At 73.7% G+C, this 21,706-nt stretch carries 17 protein-coding genes; 7 read left to right on the top strand and 10 right to left on the bottom strand.

The window, feature by feature from the left end; genetic code table 11:
• Nucleotide 1: 1 nt before the first annotated feature.
• Complete coding sequence (locus tag AC0B9F_RS26195) at nt 2-637, bottom strand: ankyrin repeat domain-containing protein (protein WP_472006752.1); 636 nt, start codon at nt 635-637, stop codon at nt 2-4.
• 149 nt (nt 638-786) lie between these two features.
• A complete protein-coding gene (locus tag AC0B9F_RS26200; RefSeq protein ID WP_472006755.1) occupies nt 787-1,359 on the bottom strand; it encodes a GlcG/HbpS family heme-binding protein in 573 nt (190 codons plus the stop codon).
• A 309-nt stretch (nt 1,360-1,668) separates the two neighbouring features.
• Between AC0B9F_RS26200 and AC0B9F_RS26205 the strand changes: the two genes are divergently transcribed.
• On the top strand, nt 1,669-3,111 hold the full coding sequence (locus tag AC0B9F_RS26205) for an amino acid permease (RefSeq protein ID WP_472006645.1): 1,443 nt from the start codon (nt 1,669-1,671) through the stop codon (nt 3,109-3,111).
• On the opposite strand, the gene AC0B9F_RS26210 is transcribed toward AC0B9F_RS26205, so the two are convergent.
• Together AC0B9F_RS26210 and AC0B9F_RS26215 are read right to left on the bottom strand one after the other, a co-directional pair.
• Nucleotides 3,086-3,262 (bottom strand): hypothetical protein, encoded by a 177-nt coding sequence (locus AC0B9F_RS26210; RefSeq protein ID WP_472006647.1) that lies wholly within the window; start codon nt 3,260-3,262, stop codon nt 3,086-3,088. The two genes, AC0B9F_RS26205 and AC0B9F_RS26210, sit on opposite strands and share 26 nt — an antisense overlap.
• 322 nt (nt 3,263-3,584) lie before the next feature.
• Nucleotides 3,585-4,742 (bottom strand): CapA family protein, encoded by a 1,158-nt coding sequence (locus tag AC0B9F_RS26215; RefSeq protein WP_472006649.1) that lies wholly within the window; start codon nt 4,740-4,742, stop codon nt 3,585-3,587.
• Between the two features lie 211 nt (nt 4,743-4,953).
• Here AC0B9F_RS26215 and AC0B9F_RS26220 point away from each other — a divergent pair, with 211 nt between their 5' ends.
• From AC0B9F_RS26220 to AC0B9F_RS26230, 3 genes are all read left to right on the top strand, one after another.
• Complete coding sequence (locus AC0B9F_RS26220) at nt 4,954-5,508, top strand: sigma-70 family RNA polymerase sigma factor (RefSeq protein WP_472006651.1); 555 nt, start codon at nt 4,954-4,956, stop codon at nt 5,506-5,508.
• Nucleotides 5,509-5,640: 132 nt separating this feature from the next.
• A complete protein-coding gene (locus tag AC0B9F_RS26225) occupies nt 5,641-6,144 on the top strand; it encodes a hypothetical protein (protein WP_472006653.1) in 504 nt (167 codons plus the stop codon).
• Nucleotides 6,145-6,950: 806 nt separating this feature from the next.
• On the top strand, nt 6,951-7,607 hold the full coding sequence (locus tag AC0B9F_RS26230; protein ID WP_472006655.1) for an anti-sigma factor family protein: 657 nt from the start codon (nt 6,951-6,953) through the stop codon (nt 7,605-7,607).
• Here AC0B9F_RS26230 and AC0B9F_RS26235 read toward each other — a convergent pair.
• The 4 genes from AC0B9F_RS26235 to AC0B9F_RS26250 are packed head-to-tail and all read right to left on the bottom strand — an operon-like array spanning nt 7,604 to nt 12,353.
• Nucleotides 7,604-8,041 carry a universal stress protein gene (locus AC0B9F_RS26235; protein ID WP_472006657.1) on the bottom strand — a complete coding sequence of 146 codons (438 nt, stop codon included), beginning with the start codon at nt 8,039-8,041 and terminating at the stop codon, nt 7,604-7,606. The two genes, AC0B9F_RS26230 and AC0B9F_RS26235, sit on opposite strands and share 4 nt — an antisense overlap.
• A gap of 16 nt (nt 8,042-8,057) precedes the next feature.
• Nucleotides 8,058-9,314 (bottom strand): SLC13 family permease, encoded by a 1,257-nt coding sequence (locus tag AC0B9F_RS26240; RefSeq protein WP_472006757.1) that lies wholly within the window; start codon nt 9,312-9,314, stop codon nt 8,058-8,060.
• A 56-nt stretch (nt 9,315-9,370) separates the two neighbouring features.
• A complete protein-coding gene (locus tag AC0B9F_RS26245; RefSeq protein ID WP_472006659.1) occupies nt 9,371-10,234 on the bottom strand; it encodes an Fpg/Nei family DNA glycosylase in 864 nt (287 codons plus the stop codon).
• Between the two features lie 31 nt (nt 10,235-10,265).
• Nucleotides 10,266-12,353 carry a SpoIIE family protein phosphatase gene (locus AC0B9F_RS26250; protein ID WP_472006661.1) on the bottom strand — a complete coding sequence of 696 codons (2,088 nt, stop codon included), beginning with the start codon at nt 12,351-12,353 and terminating at the stop codon, nt 10,266-10,268.
• Between the two features lie 143 nt (nt 12,354-12,496).
• Here AC0B9F_RS26250 and AC0B9F_RS26255 point away from each other — a divergent pair, with 143 nt between their 5' ends.
• The 3 genes from AC0B9F_RS26255 (at nt 12,497) to AC0B9F_RS26265 (ending at nt 16,492) form a co-directional block, all read left to right on the top strand.
• Nucleotides 12,497-13,927 (top strand): lipase maturation factor family protein, encoded by a 1,431-nt coding sequence (locus AC0B9F_RS26255; protein ID WP_472006664.1) that lies wholly within the window; start codon nt 12,497-12,499, stop codon nt 13,925-13,927.
• A 137-nt stretch (nt 13,928-14,064) separates the two neighbouring features.
• Entirely contained in the window at nt 14,065-15,045 is a 981-nt protein-coding gene (locus AC0B9F_RS26260) for a zinc-binding dehydrogenase (protein WP_472006665.1), read from the top strand.
• A 112-nt stretch (nt 15,046-15,157) separates the two neighbouring features.
• On the top strand, nt 15,158-16,492 hold the full coding sequence (locus AC0B9F_RS26265; RefSeq protein WP_472006667.1) for a serine/threonine-protein kinase: 1,335 nt from the start codon (nt 15,158-15,160) through the stop codon (nt 16,490-16,492).
• A gap of 54 nt (nt 16,493-16,546) precedes the next feature.
• Here AC0B9F_RS26265 and AC0B9F_RS26270 read toward each other — a convergent pair whose 3' ends face one another.
• Both AC0B9F_RS26270 and AC0B9F_RS26275 read right to left on the bottom strand, forming a co-directional pair.
• Nucleotides 16,547-19,561, bottom strand: coding sequence for an alpha-mannosidase (locus AC0B9F_RS26270; RefSeq protein ID WP_472006669.1), 3,015 nt, complete (start codon nt 19,559-19,561; stop codon nt 16,547-16,549).
• Between the two features lie 29 nt (nt 19,562-19,590).
• Nucleotides 19,591-21,696 carry an endo-beta-N-acetylglucosaminidase gene (locus tag AC0B9F_RS26275; RefSeq protein WP_472006671.1) on the bottom strand — a complete coding sequence of 702 codons (2,106 nt, stop codon included), beginning with the start codon at nt 21,694-21,696 and terminating at the stop codon, nt 19,591-19,593.
• Nucleotides 21,697-21,706: the final 10 nt, after the last annotated feature.

Here is a 21,706-nt window from a genome sequence, read left to right on the forward strand (position 1 = left end):
TTCACCGTCCGCCGTCTTCGGCCCGGCGCAGCACCGCCGCGATGCCCGTGAAGCCGCGGCGCTCGGCATGGGCGAGGGCCGTGACGCCGTCGCCGTCGGGCAGCGCCGGGTCGGCGCCCGCGGCGAGCAGGATCTCGACGACCTCCCGGTGGGTGCGGCCGCCGTCGCCGAGGATGACGGCTTCCAGCAGGGCCGTCCAGCCCAGCCGGTTGACGTGGTCGGCGTCGATGCCGGTCTCGTTCAGCACGGCGCGGACGTAGTCGACGTGGCCGCGTTCGCTCGCCGGGATGACGGACACGCCGCCGAAGCGGTTGGTGCGCGTCAGGTCCGGGTCGCCGGGCGGCAGCGCGCGCATCATGGCGACGCTGCCGGTGACGCCGGTGACGAGCCACGGGGTGTCCTGCCGGCCGTCCGGTGCGTCGGCGTCGGCGCCGGCGGCGACCAGGACGCGGGCCGCCTCGACACGGTCGGCGAGCGCGGCGCGCAGCAGCGGGGTGCGGCCGCTTCCGTCGCGGGTCTCCAGGCGGGCGCCGTCGGTCAGGGCGGCCCGGACGGCGTCGGCGTCGCCGCGGCCGGCGGCCTTCAGCAGGGCGAGGTCGGCAGCGGACGGTTTCTCACGGACCGTGAGGCGGGGCACGACGTGACTCCTCCACAGGGCGGTGACGGGCGTCAGGACGGCGCTCAGGCGGGCGCGCCGGCGGCGCGCGGCCGGGGGAAGACCGCGCGCCGCCGGTTCGCGCGTGCCGCGCCCGGGCGGGGTGGCGCTCACGCGGGTGGTCCGGTCGGTCAGCGGCCGTTGCTGATCGCGTCGACGCCGGCCTGCGCGAACTTCTCGTCCAGGTCGCCGGACGGGGCGCCGGCGACGCCGATGGCCGCGATCGGCGCGCCGTTGTACGCGACCGGGGCGCCGCCCGCCAGGAACAGGGTCCCGGGGATGTCCTTCAGCTGGGGAGCCTTCTCCAGGCGCTGGGCGAGCTCGGAGGTGGGCGCGTTCCAGGAGACGGCGGTGAACGCCTTCTCGATGGCGGAGTCGTAGGACTGCGGGCCGGCGCCGTCGCCGCGCAGGGTCACCACCGTGTTGCCGTTCCGGTCGACGACGGCGACGGTGACGCGCCGACCGTCCTTCTCGGCGGCGGCCAGGGCGGCCCGGGCGGCGTCGGTGGCGGCGTCGATCGTGAGGTGGGTGCTGGTCGTGGTGGTCCGGCCCTTGAGGGCGGCCGGGGCGGCGGCGGGCGCGGCGGCCTGGATATCGGCGGAGGCGGAGACCGCGCCGGCCACACCGGCGGCGACGGCGGCGAGGAGGGCGGCCGCGGTGACGGCCTTGGCGCGGGTCGAGAACTTCTTGGCCTCGTGCTGCATGTTGGCCTTGTGCTGCATGCCGGACGACTCCCTGTCGTATCGCGTCAGCGCGGACCGCGGCCTGGTGCCGGGTCCGGCTCAGCGCTTCGTGCGCTGTGCCTCCACCCTCCGCCCGGAACAGGTCCGCCGCGGTCGGCGTCCCGGCTCGTCCCGGCGCACGCATCGGGTGATCCCCGGGTCATCCGATCGGACGACCCCCACCCCGGGCCCCGGTGGTCGGCACTCGTGCGTGGCGTCTTCACACGACGGGCGGGCTGGGCCATCATGATCCGCCGTCAGCCGTTTGCCGATCGTGAAGAGGTGAGGCGCATGGCCGGGCTCCGGATGGGCGAGGGCATTCTCCGTCGCAAACCGATCGAGTACATCGATGAGACGGAGGGCGAGGAGGGGACGCGGCTGGAGCGGTCGCTGGGCCTGGGGCAGCTGACCGCGATCGGCGTGGGCGGCATCATCGGCGCCGGCATCTTCACCCTGGCCGGCACGGTGGCCAACGGCACGGCGGGCCCGGCGGTGCTCGTGTCGTTCCTGATCGCCGGTGTGGCCAGCGCCTGCGCGGCGCTGTCGTACGCCGAGTTCGCCGGGCTGATCCCCAAGGCCGGGTCGGCGTACACGTACGGTTACGCCGTACTCGGGGAGTTCGCGGGCTGGTTCATCGGCTGGGACCTGCTGCTGGAGTACACCGCGATCGTGGCGGTGGTGGCGATCGGCATCTCGGGCTACTTCAGCTTCCTCGTGGAGGAGATGGGCGCGAAGCTGCCGCACTGGATGCTGGGCGCCCCGGGCACCGGCTCAGGTCACAAGGTCGATCTGTTCGCGGCCGTGCTGTGTCTGCTGATCGCCTGGCTGCTGAACCTGGGCATCCGCAGCGCGGCCCGCTTCGAGACCGTCGTGGTGGGGCTGAAGGTGCTGGTGGTGCTGCTGGTGATCGGGGTCGGGTTCTTCCACATCACCTCGTCGAACTACCACCCGTTCTTCCCGTTCGGCGTCAGCGGTGCTTTCACGGGCGCCGCGACGGTGTTCTTCGCGGTGTTCGGCTACGACGCCATGTCGACGGCGGCCGAGGAGTCCAAGGACGCCCAGCGGCACATGCCGAAGGCGATCATCTACTCGCTGGTCATCTCGATGGTGCTGTACGTGGCGGCCTGTCTGGTGCTGACGGGCATGCAGAACTACAAGCACATCGATCCCAAGAGCGGCTTCTCCACCGCGTTCAAGTCGGTGGGCCTGGACCGGCTCGCGGACGTGATCGCGGTGGGTGCGATCATCGGCATCCTCACGGTGATGTTCACGTTCATGCTGGGCGTGACCCGTGTCTGGTTCTCGATGTCCCGCGACGGCCTGCTGCCGAGCTGGTTCGCGAAGACGCACCCGACCCGCCATGTGCCGACCCGTGTGACCTGGATCGTCGGGGTGGCGTCGGCCGCCATCGCCGGGTTCGTGCCGATCGGGTCGGCGGCCGAGCTGACCAACATCGGTATCCTGCTGGCGTTCGTGGTGGTGTGCACGGCGGTCATCGTGCTGCGCTACCGGCATCCCGAGCTGCCGCGCACGTTCCGCACGCCGTGGATGCCGGTCGTGCCGGCCCTCGGCGTCGTCTTCTCGATCTGGCTGATCACGTTCCTGATGTGGGAGACGTGGGTGCGGTTCGCCGTGTGGTTCGTGATCGGCTGCGCGGTCTATTTCGGCTACTCCTACAAGCGCTCGGCGCTGGCGCGCCAGGGCGGCGCTACAGGGAGCGCAGAAAGCCGGTGAGCAGCGCGAGGTGGGCCTCGGGCCGTTCCCTGTCCGGGGAGTGGGCGGTGCCGTCGACCGTGGCGGCCCGCCCGTCGCGCACGGTTGCGGCCAGCCGGCCGGCCATGCGCAGGTGGCCGTCCGCGTCGATGCCGCCGTGGAACGCCGGCACCGGCACGTCGATGCCTGCGGCCCGCTTCCGGGTGTGTCCGTCACCGGCCCGCCAGTCGGTTTCACGGGCGGTGTGCGTGGTCTGATCCGCCCGACCGCCGACGGGTCAGCCGCGATCAGCGCCGTCCTGACCCGGGAGAGCGCGCTGCCGGGCCGGGTCGGCGGAGGAGCGCGCGCTGCCGCGCCGGGTCGGCGGTGATCTCACCGAGGCGGACGTCACGGCCTGCCCGCGGGTGCTCGGCGAGATGCCGGCGGTGTCCGACGACGTGGACGTCAACCGACCGTCGCGGGGCGGCCGTCAGCTCCCTGGGGGCGCCGGGTGCCTACTGCCCCATCACCAGCCCGTCCTTCGCCGCGCCGCGGCTGAGCACCACCTGGCGGATGCGGTCGCGGACCGCGCGCAGCTCGGCGCCGTCGGCGAGGGCGCGGTTGAGGTCCACCAGCCGGCCCGCGTCCACGTCGAACAGCAGCGGCACGAACTCGGCCCTGGCCACTTCCCAGCGGCCGCCCGGCCGCTTCGGCGGCACGAAGGTGAAGCGGCCGAGGGTGGACTGGTTGCCGCGCTGGTCCTCGACGCCGTTGTCGTCGAACATCTCGCCGGCGACCTCGTCGCCCATGCCGTAGACCACCCAGGTGCCGTTGACCTTCTCGTAGGCCTGCGGGACGTGGGCGTGGGTGCCGAGGATCAGGTCGATGTCGGGGCGGCCGCCGTCGCGGGAGGCGGTCAGCCGACGCGCCAGGTCGAGCTGCCTGGCGTCGGGGGCGTCCTGCCAGGGGGTGCCCCAGTTCAGGGAGACCACGACGACGTCGGCACCGGCCTTGCGGGCGGCCCGGGCGTCCGCGATGATCTTGCCCTCGTCCATGAGGCTGACGGCCCACGGCTGCCCGGACGGCATCGCGAAGTCGCCGGTGCCGTAGGTGTAGGCGAGGTGGGCGACCTTCGCCGGGCCGGCGCGCAGGAGGGTCACGGAGTTGGCCTCCGCCACGGTGCGCGCCGAGCCCGCGTGCTTGACGCCGGCCCCGTCGAGGGCCGCCAGCGTGCGCCGCACGCCGTCCGCGCCGTCGTCGAGGCTGTGGTCGGAGGCGGTGGAGCAGCTGTCGTAGCCGGTCGCGGCGAGGCCGTCGGCGATCTCGGGCGGGGACTTGAAGACGGGTCGGCCGGTGTAGTCGCCGTTCGTGCCGTAGGGGGTCTCCATGTGGCACAGCGCGAGCGCGGCCGGCGCGACCAGGGGCTTGGCGCCGGCCAGCATGGGCCGGAAGTCGTAGCCGGTGCCGCCGGAGTCGAAGTGCGCCCGTTCGATGACCGTGCTGTGCGGCAGGACGTCCCCGGTGGCGACCAGGGTGAAGCCGCGCGCGCCGGGCGGCGGCGCCGGGCGCCCCGCCTGCTCGCGGCGATCGGCCTGACAGGCGGCCCCGGCGGCGAGCACGGCCGTCAGGGCCAGTGCCAGCAGTCGTCTGCGTGTGTGTGCTCGTACGATCATCACTCACCCCAGCCTGGTCACATTTCCCTACGAATAGGTATGAGGGGGGCGGGTGCCGCAAACGGTTCCGGCGCCCCTTTGACCCGTCCGGTGTCCGCCGACGGGTGGGCAGGACCGTTCGCCGCACCGTTCACCGACGCGATCGACCGCCCGTCGCACAGGCGCGCGCCGCCCGCTGTCCCCGGCCGGTGCCCTGCGGTGGCATATGGCCATGACGGCCCGAAACACCCTCACCGCCCGGGCGACGACCGCCGAGCACGAACTCGCCGCCCTCCAGCGCGAGCACGGCCGGCCACTGTTCGCGCTGCTGCTGCGGCTGTGCGACGGCGACCGGCAGCGGGCCGAGGACCTCGCGCAGGAGACCCTGCTGCGGGCCTGGCAGCATCCCGAGGCGCTGCGCACCGACGCGTTCGACTCGGTACGGCCCTGGCTGATGACGGTGGCGCGGCGGCTGGCCATCGACGCGCGCCGGGCCCGGCGGGCACGCCCGGCGGAGGTGGGCGACGAGGTGCTGGAGCAGGGGCACGGGGCGGTGTGCGCCGATCACGCGGAGCGGGCCGCGGCGACGCTCGACGTGCGGGAGGCTGTGAAGACACTCACTCCACGCCACCGTGACGTATTGGTGCTCGTGTACCTCCAGGGGGCCAGTGTGGCGGAAGCAGCGACGGAACTGGGTATTCCGCCCGGTACCGTGAAGTCGCGGGCGTTCTACGCGCTGCGCGCCCTGCGTCGGGAGCTACCGGGATACGCGGCGGACCTGCGATGAAACCGACCACAGGGTCAAGGCTTCGCAAAACGGCTGCTGCCGACCATGGTTGAGTAATCGGCTGTCTTCATCCGTGTTCCGGACGAGGGCCCGCACCGGGCGACGCGCGACACCGGAGGAAGGCAGGAAGGGATGCTGCACAGAGGTCACCAGGGCACGGACGGCGCCGACGGCGGGGAACTCGTCGTGCCGATGGCCTGGTTGTACGCCGAGTACATCGCGGACGAGCTGCTGCGCACCGGCGATCTGATGCCGCCGACGTCGTTCGAGTTCCGCGCCGGGCGCGATGCGCTGGCGCTGACCATCTTCCTGTCCGACACCGAGGGCGAGCTGTCCGGCATCCGGGTCGTGACCCAGCTGGAGACCTGGCTGTCGCTGACGGCGTACGACCAGCCGTGGCAGGACTGGGTGCGCGAGCGCATGGCGGCGCTGATGGCGGAGGGCTCCGCCACGCCGGACCTCGCGCTGGCGCGAGCGGCGTGGCGCTGGCTGGAGGAGACCGAGCTCCTCGCCCCCGACCTGAACGCGGTACCCGGCGGTCCGGGCGTGCTCGGCGAGGACGACGGCCCGAAGGTGTGGACCCCTGCGTGGCAGCTGGGGCTGCCGCTGGGCCACCTGGCGATCCACCTCTTCTGACCCACCCGCCCGCGCAGGCGGACTTGGCCGAGCCCATCGCCGGGGAGCCGCATCCCGGCGGTGCGCGCGCCCAACGCTCGGGGAAAGGACACTCGCAGCGAGGGCCCCGCAGGGCCGCACGGTGCCCTGTCGCTGCCCGGCGCACCGGGTCACGAGGTGGCCGAGCGCGCCGACGCCGAGGGTTGGCCGAGCGGCCGCCACGCCGTGAGCGCGCCGACACGTCCGCACAGCGGGCGCCCCGATCTCACGCGAGCCGAGCGCACCGCCGCGGGGAAGGGCCATGACCGCCGGAGTCAGAACCGCCGGGCTCCCCGTGGACGGCCCGAGCGCACAGACCCCCGGCGCGCCGACCGGGGCGACCGGACTTCCGAGGATGCCCCCCGCCGCCCGGCCCGCGTCGCACAACTCAAGGCATCCCGTGGCCGCGGGCCCTGCCGGACCACCGCACCACGCGCCCTCCCCGACCGCGCCGCGCATCCTCCCCGGACGACCGCAAAGCGCGCTGTCCCGGACGACCGCACCGCGCACCCTCCCCGACGACCGCACCGCGCGCTGTCACCGACGGCCCCACCGCGAGCCCCCCCTCCGCGGGGCGTGCCCGGAGTCGATCGCCCCGCCGCCCTGGGGGCCGGGGCGAGGTCCTCACGGCGGCGGAAATTTTCGCGGTTCCGGACCAATCCGGGGACCGGCCCGCTCCGAATCCCCCCTGGCTCTTTCCGTGCGTGGCTTGAGTCAATCGGTGGTGTGGTCCGTACCGATGGGTGCAAGGAGTGACCCCACCCCCACCCAACGGCACGAGGATTCGCATGAGGTCCCTGGAACGGCATCGCGACGTCGCCGCGTACGCGCTCGGCGTGCTGGACGAGGCGGACGCCTTCCGCTTCGAGGACCACCTCATGGAATGCGCCGGCTGCTCGGCCCAGGTGACCGAATTCGGCCCCGCGACCCGCCAGTTGATGCTGTACCGGCGGGCCACACCGCGCTTCGTCCACCCGGCGCCGACACCCGGCCCCCGGCTGCTGGACCGGCTGCTCGCCGAGGTCGGCCACCGTCGGCGCGCCGCACGCCGGCGCCTGCTGTACGCCGTCGCCGCCGCGGTCGTCGCCGCGCTGACCGGACCGGTGGTGGCCGTCCTCGCGACCGGCGGCGACACGGTGGCGCCGCTCGCCGCGACCGACCCGCGCTCCGGGGTGTGGGCGCAGGTCACCACGTACGACGCGAACTGGGGCAGCCAGGTGCGGCTGAAGGTGAAGGACGCCGCCGGCACCCGCTCCTGCCGTCTGGTCGTGATCGGCCGCGACGGCTCGGAGCAGACGGTCAGTACCTGGAGCGCACCCGGCGCCGGCGGCCGCACGGCCACGATGGAGGGCAGCGCCGCGTTCCACCCCGGCCAGATCGCCCGCTACGAGGTCCGCACCACGGACGGACGGCCGCTCGTCACCCTGCGCCCCACGGGTCCCTAAGGCCACACCAGCAGCACGGGGCACGTCGCATGGTCCACGACGAAGCGGGTCGGCGGGGACAGCGTCTTCGGGCCGGGACGGCCGCGGTCGCCGTCGCGGCCGAGGATCAGCAGGTCGGCGTCGCGCGCCGCGGCGACCACCTCCTGCTCGGGCCGGCCGGTGCGTCGCGTCCGGGTGCAGGGGCGGCCCAGCCGGTCCGCGGCGGCGGCGAGAAGGCGCTCCCCCGACTCCGCGGCCAGCCGCTCCAGCCGGGCCCCGGGGTCGTGCCCCGGGTCGGCGCGGCCCAGCAGACCGGCGAACGCACCGTGCGCCGCGTCGGCCACATCATGGCCGCTGACGTGCAGCAGCACCACGTCGGCGGCCCCGGCGTGCGTATGCGCGGCGTCCACGCAGGCACGCCAGGTGCCCTCCGCGACCCAGACGACGACGGCCATGGCGGTCGGCCTCCGATCAGGCTCCGATCACATGCAGGGAACCCCACAGTGCCACCACGGCCACTCCCAGGGACAGGGGCACGGCGAGCAGACCGAGCGTGGTGAACTCCTTCAGCTCGACCTCGTGGTCGTGCTGGTGCACGATCCGCCGCCACAGCAGCGTGGCCAGCGATCCGGCGTAGGTGAGGTTGGGCCCGAGGTTGACGCCGAGCAGCACGGCGAGGACCGCCCCGGCGCCGGACGGCGCGGCCAGCGGGAGCAGCACGAGCACCGCGGGCAGGTTGTTGATCAGATTGGCGAGGACGGCGGCCAGCGCCGCCACCGCGAGCAGCGCCACCAGCCCCGTACCGCCCGGGACCAGGTGGCCGAGCCCGTCCGCGAGGCCGTTGTCGACGACCGCCCGGACCACGATGCCCAGCGCCAGCACGAAGGCCAGGAACGGCACCGAGGCGGCGCGCACGATCGCCGACGGCCGGGTGCGGCGCCGTACCAGCGCCCGTACGGCGAGGACCAGCGCCCCCGCGAACGCCGCCCACGCGGGGTCGAGACCGACCGCGGACGCGAGCAGGAATCCGGCCAGCGTGCCCGCGACCGTCACCAGCGCGAACACCGGCACCGCCGGCGGCTCCCCGGCGTCGGGCGTCTCGGCGCCCGCGCCCAGGTCGGTGGCGAAGAACCGCCGGAACACCGCGAACTCGACGGCGATCGCGGCGAGCCACGGCAGCGCCATCAGCCCCGCGAACCGCGCGAAGCTCAGCCCGCTGACCGAGAAGGCCAGCAGGTTCGTCAGGTTGGACACCGGCAGCAGCAGCGAGGCGGTGTTCGACAGATGCGTGCAGGCGTAGACGTGCGGCTTGGGCCGCGCGCCGAGGCGGGCCGCGGTGGCGAAGACGACCGGCGTCAGCAGCACCACCGTGGCGTCGAGGCTGAGGACGGCCGTGATCGCCGACGCGGTGACGAAGACGTACAGCAGCAGCCGGGTGGGGCTGCCCTTCGCCGCACGCGCCATCCACGCCCCGCACGCGTGGAAGAGCCCCTCGTCGTCGCAGAGTTTGGCCAGGACGAGGACCGCCGCGAGGAACCCGATCACCGGGCCGAGGCGGGCCGCCTCCTCGCGGGCGTGGTCCAGGGAGATCGCGCCGGTGCCGACGACGATCGCGGCGGCCGGCACGGCGACGACGGCCTCCGGCCACCCCCACGGGCGGATCACCGCGCAGGCCAGTACCAGGGCGAGCAGGAGGGCGGACAGCGACTCGGCGAGCATGGTGTTCAGGGCTGGGTCCTCTCCGGCGACTGGGACACAGAGAGTTCATCACAGGGCCGTGGCGCTCACTTCAGCAGCCGGGACAGCCGGCGGTCGGCGAGCGGCTTGCCGCCGGTCTGGCAGGTCGGGCAGTACTGCAGGGCGGAGTCGCTGAAGGACACCTCGCGGATGGTGTCGCCGCACACCGGGCACGGCTCGCCGGTACGGCCGTGGACGCGCAGTCCGCTCTTCTTCTCCGCCTTCAGCCGGCCCGCGGCCACGCCCCGGGAGCGCTCGACGGCCTCGGTGAGCGTGTCCCGCAGGGCCTGGTGTAGGCGGGTGGTCTCCTCGGGGGTGAGGGAGGCGGCGAGTTTGAACGGGGACATCTTCGCCGCGTGCAGGATCTCGTCGCTGTAGGCGTTGCCGATCCCGGCGATCAGGCTCTGGTCGCGCAGCGCGCCCTTGATCTGGCGGCGCTCACCGGCGAGGAGGGCGGTGAAGCGGGCCTCGTCGAAGTCGTCGGCGAGCGGGTCGGGGCCGAGGCGGGCGACGCCCTCGACCTGCTGCGGCTCGCCGACGACGTACACCGCGAGGCGTTTTTGCGTGCCGGCCTCGGTGAGGTCGAAGCCGGCGCCGGTCTCCAGTGCGACGCGCAGGGCGAGGGGGCCCTTGCCGGGGCGGGGCGCGCCGTCGGGCAGGCGGTCCTTCCAGTGCAGCCAGCCCGCCCGGGCCAGATGGGTGACCAGGTGCGGGCCGCCGTCGGTGGCGAGGTCGAGGAACTTGCCGTAGCGCCGCACGGCGGTGACCTCGCGCCCCTCGAGGGCGCTCAGGGGCGGGTCGTAGGTCTTCAGGACGCTGATCGCGACGGGCAGCACACGGACGATCTCGTGGCCGACCAGGTGCTCGGACAGAAAGTCCTTGAGCGCTTCCACCTCGGGCAGTTCCGGCATACGTCCAGAGTGCCACCCGTCACTCAGGCCCTCACGCCGTCTCGGGCACGACGAACTCGCACCACACGCACTTGCCGCCGCCGCGCGCCTCCACGCCCCACACGTCGGTCAGCAGGTCGACCAGGAGCAGCCCGCGCCCGGAGACCCCCTGCACCCCGGCCTCGCGGCGGCGCGGCAGGGCGCTGGAGGAGTCCTCGACGTCGACGCGCAGCCGCCGGTCGGCGCCGCTGAGGACCCGCAGGGTGACGATCGCGGCTCCTTCGGTGTGCATGAGGGCGTTGGTGATCAGTTCGTCGGCGACGAGCTCGATCTCGTCGGCGCGGTCGCGGGCGCCCCAGCTGCGCACGGCGGCGCGGATCATGTGCCGGGCCTGGGTGAGCGCCTCGGCGTCGCCGGGCGCGACGTGCTGCTGGAGCCGGCCGCCGGTGCGCGGGGTGTCCAGGGGGCGGCGGCGCAGCAGGAGCAGGGCGACGTCGTCGTCGCCGCCGCGTTCCTCGGCGATCTCGATGAGCCGGTCGGCGAGGGCGCGGACGTCGTCGGGGCCGGCGGCGACGAACGCGGCGAGGGCGCGCATGCCGTCGTCGAGGTCGGCGCCGGGTTGTTCGACCAGGCCGTCGGTGGTGAGCAGCAGGGTGTGGCCGGCGTCGAGTTCGATGGTGGAGACCGGGTACTCCAGGCTGCCGAACTCCGCGGACAGCCCGAGCGGCAGCCCGCCGGGGACGGCGATCCGGCGGCAGGCGCCGTCGCCGGCGCGCACCAGCAGGTCGATGTGGCCGGCCCGCACCACCTGGACGACGCCGGTGGAGAGGTCGGCCTCGGCGTACAGGCAGGTGGCGAAGCGGTCGGTGTCGAGTTCGTGCAGGAACACCGACGCGCGGGCCATCACGGTGGCCGGGGGGTGGCCTTCGGCCGCGTAGGCGCGCAGCACGATGCGCAGCTGGCCCATGACGGCGGCGGCGTGGGTGTCGTGGCCCTGGACGTCGCCGATGACGGCGCCGACGCGGCCCCCGGGCAGCGGGATCAGGTCGTACCAGTCGCCGCCGATGTCCCGGCCGAGGACGCCGCCCGCGCTGCCGGCGCGGTAGCGGACGGCGACGTCGGCGCCGGGCACGCTGGGGATGGTGCGCGGCAGCATGGCCTGCTGCAGGCCCTGCGCGATGTCCTTCTCCTCCTCGTAGAACATCGCGCGCTGCAGGCTCTGCGCGATGCTGCTGCCGAGGGCGACGAGGATGTTGCGTTCCTCGGGGGTGAAGCCGCGCCGGTCGTTGTAGAGCAGGCCCATCGCGCCGATCGGGCGGGCCTGGACGATGAGGGGCAGATAGGCGGCGGAGGTGATGTGCAGGTCGGTGAGGTGCGGCCACAGGATCGGGTAGTCGGCGGCGAACTCCTCGGGCGACTCGATGAAGCGCGGGATGAGGGTGCGCACGACCTCGCTCATCGGGTACGGCTCGTCGATGCGGGTGACGAGGGTGCCGGGGACGGAGGCGCCGGCGGGGCCCTCGGCGATCAGCCGGATGCGGCCGGCCTCGGCCAGGCCCATGACGAGGCTGGCGGCGCCGAGGTGGACCAGGCCGTGGGTGTCCTTGAGGACGTCGATGACGTCCTGGACGGTGCGGGCGTGGGCGAGGGCGGCGGTGGTGAGCTGGACGACGTTGGTCTGCTCGCGGCGGGCCTGGTCCAGGGAGGCCTGCTGGCGGTGGGCGGCGAACTCGTCGAGCTCGCGGGTGGCGTCGCGGACGATGCCGACGATGCGGCGCGGCCGGCCGCTCTCGTCGCGCCGGATGTAGCCCTGGGTGTGGGTCCAGCGCAGTTCGCCGGTGCGGCAGCGGATGCGGAAGTAGGCGCCGTAGGTCTCGCTGCCGTCCTTGATGGCCTGGGCGACCAGGGCGTCCAGGCGGCGGGCCTCGCCGGGCGGCACCCGGGCGGCGAGGGTCTCGGGCCGGCCGTCGTATTCGTCCGGGCGCACGTCGAACGCCTCGTGGGCCTGGGGGTCCATGCTCATCTGGCCGGCGTCCAGGTCCCAGTCGAAGGTGCCCATGCGGTTGAGCGCCAGGATCGGATCCGGGTGGGCGGGCCAGTCGTCCGGGAGTGACAGGGCGCTCGCTCCCCGATCAACCATGCGCCCACCTTGCCAGGCTTTGCCTGATTATTCGACCGGGGGCGGGGGTGCGACTCTCCCTCGTTCGGGTTACCCGGGCGACGCCGTGACACACGGAGCGTGACGATCGGGCAGCGGGAGAATGTCAGGAGAGGAGCGCGAGCGTGGACTGGTTCACCGCATCCGACTACTGGCTGAGCCGGCTGGTCTTCCAGCGGGCCCTGGCCGGCCTGTATCTGGTCGCGTTCCTCGCGGCGGCCCTGCAGTTCCGTGCGCTGCTGGGTGAGCGGGGCATGCTGCCGATCCCCCGGTTCGTCGCGCGGGTGCCGCTGCGGCGGGCGCCGAGCCTGTTCCACCTGCACTACTCGGACCGCTTCTTCGCGGGCTGCGCGTGGGCGGGCTGCGCGGTGTCGGCGGCGCTGCTGGCGGGGCTGGACGGGTTTCTGCCGCTGGGGGCGGCGATCGCGCTGTGGCTGGTGCCGTGGGCGCTGTACCTGTCGATCGTGAACGTCGGCCAGACCTGGTACTCCTTCGGCTGGGAGTCGCTGCTGCTGGAGACCGGGTTCCTCGCCGCTTTCCTCGGCAACGACGACGTGGCGCCGCCGGTCGTGGTGCTGTTCCTGCTGCGCTGGATCCTGTTCCGGGTGGAGTTCGGCGCGGGCCTGATCAAGATGCGCGGGGACGAGTGCTGGCGGAAGCTGACCTGCCTGTACCACCACCACGAGACGCAGCCGATGCCGGGCCCGCTGAGCTGGTTCTTCCACCACCTCCCCAAACCCCTGCACCGGGTGGAGGTGGCCGCCAACCACGTCACCCAGCTGATCGTGCCGTTCCTGCTGTTCACCCCGCAGCCCGTCGCGACGGCGGCCGCCTCGCTGATGATCCTCACCCAGCTGTGGCTGGTGCTGTCGGGCAACTTCGCCTGGCTGAACTGGATCACGATCGTGCTGGCGGTGCCGGCCCTGCGCTTCCCGGACGGCGGCGCCCCGGCGTCGGCGCCCTCCGGCGCACCCCTGTGGTACGAGGTGGTCGTCCTGGCGGTGGCGGCGCTGCTGGTGTTCCTCAGCTATCACCCGGTGGCCAACATGATCTCGCGCCGCCAGGTGATGAACCGCTCCTTCGACCCGCTGCACCTGGTCAACACCTACGGCGCGTTCGGCAGCGTCAGCCGGGTCCGCTACGAGGTGGTGGTCGAGGGCACCCTCGACGAGGTGCCGCGCGAGGACTCCGACTGGCGGGAGTACGAGTTCAAGGGCAAGCCGGGGGACCCCGGGCACTGGCCGCGCCAGTTCGCGCCGTACCACCTGCGCCTGGACTGGCTGATGTGGTTCGCGGCGCTGTCGCCGGCGTACGCGGGGGCGTGGTTCGAGGGCCTGGTGGAGCGGCTGCTGGAGAACGACCGGGACACCCTGCGCCTGCTGCGCCGCTCCCCCTTCCCGCCCGGAACTCCCCCGCGCCACGTGCGCGCCCGCCTCTTCCGTTACCGGTACACGACGTGGCGGGAGCTGCGGGAGACGGGCGCCTGCTGGGAGCGGACGTATGTGCGCGAGTATCTGCCGCCGACCCGGCTGGCGGGGGTCGCCGAGCGGGCCTGAAACCCGCCAGGGAATACCTCGTTTCGAGATAGCCTTCGGAAGAAACAAGTACCTCGTTTCGATATACGCCCGCACGACCGCCAAGCAGACCCAGCAGATCCAGTAGACCCAGGAGACCCAGGAGACTCAGGAGACCCATGGACGCCACCATGCGCGCCGTCGTCCTCGACGCCCCGGGACCGGTGACGAACCTGCACGTGCGCCGCCTGCCGCTGCCCGAACCGCCGCCCGGATGGATCCGCATCAAGGTCGCGGCGTTCGGCCTGAACCGCTCGGAGCTGCACACCCGGCTGGGGCTCGCCGACGGCGTGACCTTCCCCCGGGTCCCCGGCATCGAGGCGAGCGGCACGGTGGACGCCGATCCCGACGGGGTACTGCGGCCGGGGCAGCAGGTGGCCGCGCTCATGGGCGGCATGGGCCGGGTCTACGACGGCGGCTACGCCGAATACACCGTCGTACCGCGTTCGCAGGTCGTCCCCTTCGTCTCCGGCCTGCCGTGGGAGACGATCGGCGCGGTGCCCGAGACCCTCCAGACGGCGTACGGCTCGCTCACCACCGGCCTCGGCCTGCGCGCCGGGCAGACCCTCCTCATCCGCGGCGGCACCTCCGCGCTCGGCCTGGCCACCGCCACCCTCGCCAAGGACCTCGGCGCGACCGTGCTCGCCACCACCCGCAGCCCCGAGCGCCTGCGCCACCTCGCCGGCCACGGCGTCGACCATCCCCTGCTGGACGACGGCGACGTCGCCGCGCAGGTCCGCCGCATCCTGCCCGACGGGCTGGACGCGGCGCTGGAACTGGTCGGCACCCCGACCCTGCCCGACACCTTGCGCGCAACCCGGGTGCACGGCACGGTCTGCTTCACCGGGATGCTGTCCAACGAGTGGACCGTGCCCGACTTCTACCCGCTCTCCTACCTCCCGCGCGGTGTCCGGCTCAGCGCGTACGGCGGCGACGCCGGCGACCTGCCGGCCGATGTGCTCCAGAGCTGGCTCGACCGGCTCGCCACCGGCGAAGTCACCCTCGGCCCGGTGCACGTCTACGCTCTGGACGACATCCGCACCGCGCACCGGGACCTGGAGGAGGGCGGCAGGATGGGCAAGCTGGTCGGCCTGCCCTGAGCCGGCGTCAGGACGGGCGGAGGGTAGGCCGCCTCCTCGGGGGTACGCGTGTCCGGCACCCCGGGTACCGAGCGCCCAGCACACAGCGCCTTTGAAAGCAGTGGGAGATGAGATGCGGCTCCGCCAGCCGGCACCGTCACGGTGCTCCGAGAACGTCCTCGCCGGGCGGTACCGCCTGGACGCGCTCCTCGGCTCCGGCGGTGCCGCCGACGTCCACCGCGGCCACGATCTGCGGCTGGAACGCCCGGTCGCGGTCAAGGTCTTCCGCACCGGCGCCGACGCCTCACTGGAACGACGCTTCCCCGACGAGGGCGTGATCCTGGCCCGGCTGCAGCATCCCGGACTGGTCACCGTCTACGACGCGGGCCGGCACGACGGCAGGCCCTACCTCGTCATGCAGCTGCTCGACGGCCCGACGCTGAAGCGGCGCATCGCCGAGGGACCGCTGTCCCCGGACGCGACCGCCGCACTCGGCGCACCCCTCGCCCGGGCCCTGGCCCACGCGCACGAGTCGGGGATCGTGCACCGCGACGTCAAACCGTCCAACATCATCTTCGACGCGTCCGGCCGCCCGCACCTGACCGACTTCGGCATCTCCCGGCTGCTCGACGCCACCACCCGCACCGCCACCGAAGCACTCGTCGGCACGGCCGCCTACCTGGCCCCCGAGCAGGTCCTCGGCCGGCCCGTCGGCCCGGCCGCGGACGTCTACGCCCTCGGACTGGTCCTCCTCGAATGCCTCACGTCCCGGCTGGAGTACGACGGTGTCCCCCTGGAGGCGGCGATAGCGCGGCTGCACCGCCATCCCGTAGTGCCCTCGTCCCTCCCGGGGGAACTCGCCGGGCTGCTGCGGGAGATGACCGCACTGGACGAGGCGGACCGCCCGTCGGCGCGCGACTGCGCCCGGGTGCTGGGCGCGCTGGCCGGCCCCGCCGCCGGTCCCGGGTTCCTGCCGGCCCCGGTTCCCCGGGACGCGCCGGCACGGGACGCCGACCCGACACTCCCCGGACCCTCGCCGGCCGCGGACGCGGCCGCGTCACCGGGCACGCCCGTGCGCCGACGCGTCCTGGTCGCCGGCGGAGCCGTCGCGCTCGCCACGGCCATGGCCGCGACGTTCGCCGCGTCGGACGCCTCTTCGTCCTCGGGGCCCGGCGCCACGGCGACCCGGACCGTCACGGCCCAGCCGCCGCCCGCCGCTTCGGGCGCGCGGTCCGGGGCGGCCCCCGCCGCGTCCCCTTCGCCCGCAGCCGCCACCCCCCGGCTCCGTGACGCGGCCCTGGAACAGAGCTCCCGGCCTCAGGCCCCCGCCCGCCCGAGCCGGGAGGCGGCCGGCGAACCGGCGCGGCACACCACCGCGGCGGCGCCGCCGCACTCCCGACCGGACGGCCCGCCGAAGAAGGAGAAGGGCAAGAAGCCCCGGGGGAAGGGGCAGAAGGGCAAGCACTGACCGCCCGCCCCGGGCGGGGCGCACGATCCCGTCGCCGCGCCCCGGGCGCACGCCTCACCCCCTGCGCAGCCGCAGCGTCACCAGCTCGAACGGCCGCAGACGTACGGCGACACGGTCACCGTCGACGACAGGCGCCGAGGCGTCCGGCAGCGGGCGTTCCAGCAGGTCGGTGACCGTGACCCCGGCGAGCGGGAAACCGGCGGTCAGGGTGGCGCGGGTGCGGCCGCCGTGCGCCTCGTGGAAGCGGACGACCACGTCGCCGCTGCCGTCGTCGGCGAGCTTCACCGCCGTGATCACGACCGCGTCCCGGTCGGCGGTCACCAGCGGGGCGACCTCGCCCGCGCCCGTCAGCCGCCGCTCGGGCAGGTTGATCCGCCAGCCCTCGCGCACCGCGTCGCCGATCCCCGCGCCGGGCACCAGCGCGTGCCGGAAGCGGTGCACGCCCTGGTCGGTCTCGGGGTCGGGGAAGCGCGGGGCGCGCAGCAGCGAGACGCGCACCGTCGTGGTCGTACCGCCGTCGGCGCGGACCGTGCGGGTGACGTCGTGGCCGTAGGTGGAGTCGTTGACGATCGCGGCGCCCCAGCCGGGCTCCTCCAGGTGCAGGAAGCGGTGGTTGCACGCCTCGAACTTGGCGGCCTCCCAGGAGGTGTTGGTGTGGCTGGGGCGGTGGTAGTGCCCGAACTGCGTCTCGGACGCGTACCGTTCGGCGTGCACGTCGAGCGGGAAGGCCAGCTTCAGGAACTTCTCCGTCTCGTGCCAGTCGACCTCCGTGTCGATGACCAGCCGCCGCTCGTCCGGCGCCAGGGACAGCACCTGGGTGACCTTCGAGGAGCCGAAGGAGCGTGTGACCCGCACCGACTGCCCGTCCTCGCCGGGGGTGACGGTGTCGGCGTCGGTGAGGTCGGTGACCGTGTTGCGGTAGAACCTGTCGACGTCCCAGGCGTCCCACATGTTCGGGAAGTCGGGGTGCAGTTGAAGAAGGGCCGCCGTCTGACCGGGCGCGAGGGTCTCGCGGTCGGCGTCGACGTCGTACACGGAGACGACCAGGCCGCGTTCGTCGATCTCCACCCGCAGGAGACCGTTGCTGAGGACGTGGCCGCCACCGGTGCGGTCCTCGCGGGTCGTGTGTCCCTCGGCCGCCGAGGTGCCGGCGCCGCCCGCCGGGACGCCGGAGCGGGGGTGCGGGGCCGCGTTGAACACGAGCGGCACCTCGCCCTCACCGGCCAGCGCCCGCTGGGCGGCCTCGATGACGCCGTTCAGCTCGGCCGCGACGCGCTCATAGGTGGCCCGGGCCTCGCGGTGCACCCAGGCGATGGAGGAGCCGGGCAGGATGTCGTGGAACTGGTGCAGCAGGACCGTCTTCCAGATACGGTCCAACTCCTCGTAGGGGTAGGGGAATCCGGTGCGTACGGCGGCGGTGGCCGCCCACAGCTCGGCCTCCCGCAGCAGGTGCTCGCTGCGCCGGTTGCCCTGCTTGGTCTGGGCCTGGCTGGTCAGGGTCGCGCGGTGCAGTTCGAGGTACAGCTCGCCGACCCAGACGGGCGGTTCGGGGCACTCGGCCTCGGCCTTGGTGAAGAAGGCGTGCGGCGGCTCCCACACCACCGTGGGCGAGCCCTCCAGGTTCTTCAGCCGGGCCGCCTTGGCGACCATCTCACGGGTGGTGCCGCCGCCCCCGTCGCCCCAGCCGGTCGGGGCGAGGGAGTGCCGGGCGACGCCCTTGTCCTTGAAGTTGCGCTCCGCGTGGGCGAGTTCGCTGCCCTTCATGGAGCAGTTGTAGGTGTCGACGGGCGGGAAGTGGGTGAAGATCCGGGTGCCGTCGATGCCCTCCCAGCGGAAGGTGTGGTGCGGGAACCTGTTCGTCTGCGACCAGGAGATCTTCTGCGTCAGCAGGTACTTCGAGCCGGCCGCCTTGATGATCTGCGGCAGGCCGGCGGCGAAGCCGAAGGTGTCCGGCAGCCATGCCTCGTCGTTCTCGATGCCGAACTCGTCGAGGAAGAACCGTTTGCCGTGCACGAACTGCCGGGCCATCGCCTCCGAGCCGGGCATGTTGGTGTCCGACTCCACCCACATCCCGCCGGCCGGCACGAACCGCCCCTGAGCCACCGCCTTCTTCACCCGCGCCCACACCTCGGGCCGGTGCTCCTTCACCCACGCCCACTGCTGGGCCTGCGACATGGCGAAGACGAACTCCGGCTCGTCGTCGAGGAGCGCGGTCATGTTGGAGGTGGTGCGGGCGACCTTGCGGACGGTCTCGCGCAGCGGCCACAGCCACGCCGAGTCGATGTGCGCGTGCCCGACCGCGCTGACCCGGTGCGCTGAGGGGACGGCCGGCGCGGCGAGGACGTCCGCCAGCTCGGCGCGGGCGGCGGCCGCGGTGCCGTTGACGTCCTGGAGGTCGACCGCGTCCAGGGCCCGCTCGACCGCCCGCAGCACGTCCCAGCGGCGCTGGGCGTCCACTGGCAGCTCGGCCATCAGCTCGCCGAGCACCTCCAGGTCGAGCACCAGCTGCCACACGGTCTCGTCGAAGACGGCGAGGTCCATGCGGGTCAGCGTGTACTGCGGCTCACTGCCGGCGGTGTCCTTGTCGCCGAGCTGTGTGGGCACGAAGGGGTGGTAGTCGAGGATGACGGGGTTGGAGGCGGCCTCGATGTGCAGCCGCACCTGTTCGCCGCCCTCGACGGGCGCCCCGATCCGCACCCACTGGTTGCGCGGGTTGAGGCCCTTCACCGGGGTGCCGTCGCTCCGGTAGACCAGGCCCTCGCACTGGAAGCCGGGCATGTTCTCGTCGAAGCCGAGGTCGAGCAGGGCCTCCACGGTCCTGCCGGCCCACGCCCCGGGGACGGTGCCGGTGACCCGGAACCAGCTGGTGCCCCACGGAGCGCCCCAGCGGGCGCCGACCACGATCGGCTCGGGCTCGGCGGCCAGGCCCTCCGCGACCGGCACCGGCTCGCCGGGCGCGTGCCACACCGCCACGTCCAGCGGCACGGACTCGGGGTGGACGGCGGGGCGGATGCGCTCGTCGAGGACGCGCTTGAGGCGGGCTTCGACCAGGCTGCGGTCGTCATGCATGCGGGTGCTCCGTAATCGTCCGCGGGTGGTTACCAGGGGTGGGTCAACGTCGCGGGGGCCGACGAGGTGTACAGCTCCCCCACCGCGCGCACTTCGAACCGTGCGGCGCGCTCCCCCTGCTCGGGCCGCAGGCCGGCGGCGTGGAAGGCGCACTGTCCGGTGGCGCCGAGGAAGCGCCGGGCCCCGTCGGGCAGGACCCGGTGCAGGGTGTACTGCCGTACGTCGCCGCCCGCCCGGTTCCACGCCAGGCGCAGCTCGCCGGCGGTGGCCGCGGTGACGCGGAAGCCGGTGGGCGCGTCCGGCGTGCGGTGTGCGGTGCGGACGGCGAGCCGTCCGAGCCGCCAGCGGACGGGCCCGCCACCGGTGGCGGTGAGCCGGATCCCGAGGGCGTGCAGGGTGCCGCCGGTGGGGGTTTCGCCCGTCAGTGCTGTGAGCGGCACGGTCACGGTCCGCCAGCCGTTGACCGGCCCGCCCCGGAAGTCACTGTTGACCGCGTTCACAGGCAGATAGGTGTACGGCGGCGGCGTACCCGGTGCCCCCGGTGTCCTCGGTGCGCCCGGTGTCCTCGGCTCGGCGGTGGCCACACCGAGCTCCACGTTCACAGCCCCGGCGTCGACCCGATGCGTCACCTCGACGACCGTGTTCACAGCGAGCGGCAGCCGTGTCGCGTACAGCTCGACGACCACCGGTTCGTCGAGTTCACCACCCTCGCTGTCGACCAGGACGCTGCTCCCGCCCCGCCAGGCGTCCGCGAAGTCGAAGGAGACCGCCGGCCGCCGCCCGGCCGTGTGCACCGCCCACCGCCGCGACGGCAGCCGGTCCTGGAGCCCGAGGTGGTTCCAGGGCGCGTCGGAGACGACCGCGCCGTCCTCGTACCAGCGCAGCCCGTGCCCGGTGTTGAAGACGCTGGCGAACGGCAGCGACGTCACCGTCGAGCGGTCCGCCACGGACACCGCCGGCGCCCGCCACGGGTCGGCCGGGTCGGGGCGCGCCGGGTCCAGCGAACGCCCGGTCCAGAACCGGTCGTCGGCCGCGTGGAAGTCGCCGGGGGAACGCCGGTCGCCGGGCAGGTGGTTGCGGGTCCACTCCGGCCGGTAGAACCCGATCGAGGTGACGTGGTCCGACCCGGTCGGCACGACTCCGTCCCAGTTCACGGGCGTGTCCCAGCCGTTCGCCTCCACGTCCACGCCCGCCCACAGGTCGTAGCGGCTGCGGCCGAGCCGCTCGGCGGTGGCCCCGGAGGAGGCGAGGCCGCCCGTGCTCCAGCCGAAGTTGACGAACAGGTCGTCGGCGGCCTGGAAGAAGGGCTGGTTGCGGCTGGTGAGCGCGTTCTGCCAGTCGACGCTGCCGTCCACGGTCATCGCGTCGTACCAGGTCACGCGCTGCCCGCGGGCCGCCGCCAGCGTCCTCAGCTCGCGCACGAACCCGAGCATGTCCGCCCCGAGCGCGCTGTCGCCGCCGCCGGTCTCGGCGTTGAGGAACCACCCGTCGAAGCCGTGGGCACAGGCGACCGCGACGAGCTGCGCGGCGAGCGGGTAGTGCCCGGCGGCGTCCCTGCGTACCAGGTCGCGGGTCCACCGCAGTTGCCCGCCGTAGGCGGCGGGCGGCAGGAAGACGTTGCCGAGGACGGGCACGCCGTGCCGGTGGGCGGCGTCCACGATCGGCGCGTTGGGCGCGAGGATCAGCCCCTCCCCCGCCGAGCCGCCCCAGAAAACCAGTTCGTCGATGTACGCCCAGTGGGTGAGGGCGTAGAAGTCGGCGGTGGCCGAGCCCTGGGAGGGGTTGCCGGACGTCGGGCCGAAGGAGACCAGGGCCTGGACGCGGGCCTGACCGGAGCGGGCCGTGGCGTTGGCCGGGGCCGGGGTGAAGCGGGGTGCGAGCGGGACGGAGGCCGCGTTGAGGGGCAGGTCGGGGTCGGTGGCCGCGCGCCAGGACTTCAGGCTGCGCCACGTGATGCCGGGGCCGGGGCTGCCGGCGGGCAGGGAGTCCGGGTACCAGTAGGAGGCGTACGGCTGGAGCGACGCCGCCGCCCCGGGGGCGGCCTGCGCGGGCGGCGAGGGCACCAGCGCGGCGGCTGCGGTGGCGCCGGCGGCGAGCAGGACGGTGCGTCTGGTGGGGCGTCCGGTGGGGTTCACGAGCGGGTGT

This window comes from Streptomyces sp. NPDC097129, from assembly GCF_055668065.1.